Source organism: Pseudonocardia sp. KRD291 (assembly GCF_019263595.1).
Classification (GTDB): domain Bacteria; phylum Actinomycetota; class Actinomycetes; order Mycobacteriales; family Pseudonocardiaceae; genus Pseudonocardia.
In genome coordinates this window covers 1-3,413 of sequence record NZ_JADQDD010000435.1, presented here as the reverse complement: position 1 = coordinate 3,413, position 3,413 = coordinate 1, and the positions used below count along the sequence as shown (strand labels likewise).

Below are 3,413 nucleotides of genomic sequence, written 5' to 3'. Positions count from 1 at the left end.
ACCGAGCTTCCCCCTGCAGCTCCGACCGAACGAGGAGACGTCGTGGCCCGCGACCCCGAGAACATCCAGAGCGAGATCGAGAAGACCCGGGACCAGCTGGCCGGCAGCCTGGACGCGTTGGCCGAGCGGGCCAACCCGAAGAACCTGGTCGAGGGCGGCAAGGAGCAGGTCGCCGAGAAGCTGGCCGACCCCAAGGTCAAGTACAGCCTGATCGCGGCCGGCGCGGTGATCGGCCTGCTCGTGATCCGCTCGCTGTTCCGCTAGCCCTCCGCGCTCCGGCGGGGCCGCCCTGCACCGCCGGAGCCGGGTTTCACCCCCGCCGGAGCCGGGCCTCAGGCCAGCGAGTCCCGGAACGCCAGCACCGCGGCCCGGTCGGCGCGCTCGGCCAGCGGCTTGCGGTAGCGCGCGATCCGCCGCGCCGCGCCGAACCCGACGACCGCGACCAGCTCGTCGCCGCGCAGGTAGCCGACCGCGGTGCCCTTGACCGCGCCGCCGTCGAGGCCCTCGCCGTGTAGCGGGAGGACGGCGTCGGCGACGTCCGGGCGCCCGATCAGCTGGACCTTGAGCCCGAACTGGTCGGACCAGAAGTAGGGCACCGTCTCCGGGGGCGGCTCGGCCCCGGCGATGTCGCGGGCCACCACGGCGGCCTGGTCGGTCGCCGAGGTCCAGTGCTCGTGCCGGGTCCGGTCGCCGTGGCGACGGTCGGCCCAGGCGGCGGCGTCGCCGACGGCCCAGACGCCGTCGAGCCCCTGCACCCGTCCGTGCTCGTCGCACGGGATGCCGCCGGCGAGGTCGAGCCCGGTGCCGGAGAGCCAGCCCAGGTCCAGCTGCCGCCCACCCCGACGACGACGGCGTCCGCGGAGATCGTGGTGCCGTCGGCCAGCGTCGCCCCGTCACCGGTCAGCGCCGTGATCGCGACGCCGCAGCGCAGCCTCACCCCGGACTCGTCGATCAGCCGTGCGGCCAGCGCCCCGACCTGCTCGCCGAGCACCCGGGCCATCGGCACCGGGGCGGCCTCGACGACGGTGACGTCGACACCGAGGTCGTGCGCGGTGCTCGCGACCTCGGCCCCGATGAACCCGGCGCCGACGACGAGCAGCGAGCCGCCCTTGTCCAGCGTCGCGCGCAGCGCCAGCGACTCGTCGACGTCACGCAGCATGTGCACGGAGTCCGGCTGCCCCTCGAGCACCCGTGACGTGACGCCCGGGGCGAGCACGATCGCGTCGGCGTGCAGCGTCGCCCCGTCCGAGAGCTCCACCTCGCCCGGGCGCAGCGCCACCGCGCGCAGACCCAGGCGGGTGCGCACGCCGAGGTCGGCGAGCTTCTCCTCGGCGGTCAGGTCGATCCGCTCGCGCTCCCAGGTCCCGGCGAGGAGCTGCTTGGACAGTGGAGGGCGGTCGTAGGGCAGGTGCACCTCGCCGCCGACCAGGCTGATCCGGCCCTCGTAGCCGGCGGACCGCAGGCCCTCGACGGTCCGGACACCGCCGAGACCGGCCCCCACGACCAGGACGTGTTCCGGCACCGTCGAGCGGCTGCTCGCTGCGCCTGCGCTGCTCTCGGTACTCATCGCTCTCCCCGATCCGTGTGCTCTTCCCCGACCGTGCTCAGTCCGGCGCGCCGTCCGGGTCCAGGCGCCCGCGCAGGCGTCCCAGCGTCTGCGCCAGCAACCGGGACACGTGCATCTGCGAGATGCCGACCTCGTTCGCGATCTGGGTCTGGGTGAGGTTGCCGAAGAAGCGCAGCATCACGATCGTGCGCTCGCGGGGGGCCAGGTCGGCCAGCAGCGGGCGCAGCGCCTCCCGGTAGTCCACCCGGTCCAGCTCCGCGTCGGCCTCGCCGACGAGCTCGCCCACCGTCGCGCTGCCGTCCTCGGAGGACAGCATCTCGTCCAGCGACGAGCTGCGGTAGGCCTCGGAGGCCTCCAGGCCCTCCAGCACCTCGCTCACCGGCAGGTCCAGCCGGTCGGCGATCTCACTGGGCCGCGGCGAGCGTCCGAGCTGCTGGGACAGCTCCGAGACGGCGCTGTTGATCGAGACGTGCATGTCCTTGAGACGGCGTGGCACCCGCATCGACCAGCTCTGGTCGCGGAAGTGGCGGCGGACCTCGCCCGAGATGGTGGGCACGGCGAAGGAGAAGAACTCGCCGCCCTTCTCCGGGGAGAACCGGTCGATCGCGTTGATCAGGCCGACGGTGGCGACCTGGGTCAGGTCGTCGAGCGGCTCGCCGCGGTGGGCGAACCGGCGGGCGATGTGCTGGGCGACCGGCAGGTAGCCCCGGACCAGCTCCTCGCGCATCCCGTCTCGGCGGGGGTCGTCCTCGGCCAGCGCCGAGTACTCCTCGAGCACCGGCGTGAGGTGCTCGTACTGGGGGTCCGAACTCACAGGGCGGGTCCGGCGAGTTTGTGCAGCCGGATGCGCAGTGCGGACGAGCCGTCGGGCGTCTCGACCGAGACCTGGTCGGCGAGGGTCTGCAGGACCCGCCAGCCGAAGCTGTCGGTGGGCAGGCTGGCGCCGGCGGCGGTCTGCACCTCGGCGGAGACGTCGATGCCCGCGCCGTGCACGTCGAACGTGCAGCGCAGCGACGACCCGGGCGAGGCCATGCCGACCAGCGTCGCGCACGCCTCGTCGACGGCCATCCGCAGGTCGGAGATGGCGTCCAGGTCGAAGTCGGCGCGCGCGGCCAGGTCGGACGCGACGGCACGGACGGTCGGGATCAGCGACGGGCTGGCCGCGGTGCGGATCTCGACGGTGGAGGAGCCCGTGGTCACGGGTTCGCTCGGGATGTCCTCCTGGGGCACGCGCGGGTCCTTCCTCTTTCTCGGCCCGTACCGGGCATCGGTGATCCGTGGGGTTCGACCGCCGGATCATGTCGTGAACGCCGCACGCACGCACGCGGGGCGCCCGTGCGGTGGCGGCTCAGTCCACCGTGGCCGAGCCGACCTCGCAGCGCGGGACCTCGTCGAGGCTCCGCACGACGGTGAACAGCTGGGCCGATCCGGTGACCTCCAGCGGCCGCAGGACGGCCCGGCTGCTCGCCACCACGTGCAGTGTCCGCTGCCCGCGGGCCGCGCGGCGGGCGGCGTTGATGAGCACGCCGAGTCCGCTGGAGGCGAGGAACGTGACGCCGTCGAGGTCGATCGCCAGCTCGCCGGTCTCCACCGCGAGCAGGGCGTCCAGTGCCGTGCCCAGCTGGGGGGAGGTCAGCGTGTCGACCTCTCCGCGCACCGTGAGCAGGGTCAGACCCTCGCGTGGGGCCGACAGAGCCGATCCCACGTCGCCCGGTTCCGTGGGATGCCGGGCCGAGGTCGATCCGGGCACGGTGATCACCTCCGGTGCTGCGGGGGAGCGGGACGAGACCGCGCCGACGATACCGGCCCCCGCCCGCGGAGCCGGGGGCGAGCCCACCGCCCGTCG

The 3,413-nt window shown here is 74.0% G+C and carries 6 protein-coding genes; 1 reads left to right on the top strand and 5 read right to left on the bottom strand.

Annotation, left to right across the window (positions count from 1 at the left end; genetic code table 11):
- Positions 1-264, top strand: a 264-nt coding sequence (locus I4I78_RS33535) for a DUF3618 domain-containing protein (protein ID WP_255567218.1), incomplete at its 5' end; no start/stop codon positions are given.
- A 68-nt stretch (positions 265-332) separates the two neighbouring features.
- Here I4I78_RS33535 and I4I78_RS33190 read toward each other — a convergent pair.
- The 5 genes from I4I78_RS33190 to I4I78_RS31305 all read right to left on the bottom strand — a co-directional run bounded on the left by I4I78_RS33190 (position 333) and on the right by I4I78_RS31305 (position 3,272).
- Positions 333-596 (bottom strand): oxidoreductase C-terminal domain-containing protein, encoded by a 264-nt coding sequence (locus tag I4I78_RS33190; RefSeq protein ID WP_308252469.1) that lies wholly within the window; start codon positions 594-596, stop codon positions 333-335.
- Positions 551-1,567, bottom strand: a complete 1,017-nt coding sequence (locus tag I4I78_RS31320) for an NAD(P)/FAD-dependent oxidoreductase (protein WP_226380793.1) — start codon at positions 1,565-1,567, stop codon at positions 551-553. The genes I4I78_RS33190 and I4I78_RS31320 overlap by 46 nt, the downstream gene beginning before the upstream one ends.
- A gap of 37 nt (positions 1,568-1,604) precedes the next feature.
- On the bottom strand, positions 1,605-2,381 hold the full coding sequence (locus I4I78_RS31315) for an RNA polymerase sigma factor SigF (RefSeq protein WP_218615123.1): 777 nt from the start codon (positions 2,379-2,381) through the stop codon (positions 1,605-1,607).
- Positions 2,378-2,797, bottom strand: a complete 420-nt coding sequence (locus I4I78_RS31310) for an ATP-binding protein (RefSeq protein WP_218615122.1) — start codon at positions 2,795-2,797, stop codon at positions 2,378-2,380. Before I4I78_RS31310 ends, I4I78_RS31315 begins: the two co-directional genes overlap by 4 nt.
- 118 nt (positions 2,798-2,915) lie before the next feature.
- Positions 2,916-3,272 carry an STAS domain-containing protein gene (locus I4I78_RS31305; RefSeq protein ID WP_308252470.1) on the bottom strand — a complete coding sequence of 119 codons (357 nt, stop codon included), beginning with the start codon at positions 3,270-3,272 and terminating at the stop codon, positions 2,916-2,918.
- Between the last annotated feature and the right edge of the window lie 141 nt (positions 3,273-3,413).